The sequence below is a fragment of the Corynebacterium sp. ACRQP genome (assembly GCF_022345915.1).
Lineage (GTDB): Bacteria > Actinomycetota > Actinomycetes > Mycobacteriales > Mycobacteriaceae > Corynebacterium > Corynebacterium lehmanniae.
Map to the genome: position 1 here is coordinate 1 of NZ_JAKRMZ010000058.1, position 662 is coordinate 662.

At 57.9% G+C, this 662-nt stretch carries 1 protein-coding gene; it reads left to right on the forward strand.

Going from position 1 to position 662, the window contains the following annotated elements; translation table 11 throughout:
* Positions 1-626: DDE-type integrase/transposase/recombinase (locus tag MHY23_RS11865; protein WP_239307709.1), on the forward strand; the 626-nt coding region annotated here is incomplete at its 5' end.
* Between the last annotated feature and the right edge of the window lie 36 nt (positions 627-662).

The following is a 662-nucleotide window of genomic DNA, read 5'->3' on the forward strand; positions in this document are numbered from 1 at the left end:
TGTGCTGGGACATCACGTTTTTGCCTGGCCAGTACTACGGACAAACCTTCGCGTTGCACATGGTGATCGATCTGTACTCGCGCGCCATCGTCGGGTTCGTCGTCGCAGAACGAGAAAACAGCCAGCTTGCAGCAGCGATGTTCGCCGACATCTTCACCCGTTTTCCAAATGTGCACACTGTCCACTCCGACAACGGCGCTGCCATGACCAGCAAACGACTCGGCAAACTGTTTGCCGAACATGGTGTGGCCCGCTCATTGAACCGGCCGCACACCAGCAACGACAACCCGCACACCGAGTCGGTGTTCCACACCCTAAAGACCAGGACCTACTACCCGAAAACCTTCACCACGCTGGGCGAAGCAAACACCTGGGTCAGCGCCTGGGTGCCGGTCTACAACGCCACCCCACACAGCGGGATCAACTACTACCCACCACAAGCAGTCCTCGACGGCACCTGGACCGAACTGCAACGCAAACGAGAGGAAGGGATGCGAAACGCACTCAGCGAAGGCATCATCACACAACTACCGGACACCAAAGCTGGCACAGGCCTCCCGGCAGAAGTCAGCATCATCCGCACCACCACCCAAACCGCCCCAACCCCACAACCCATCACGATCTAACACCTAAACCCGTTCACAACCACTTGACACAAAGCG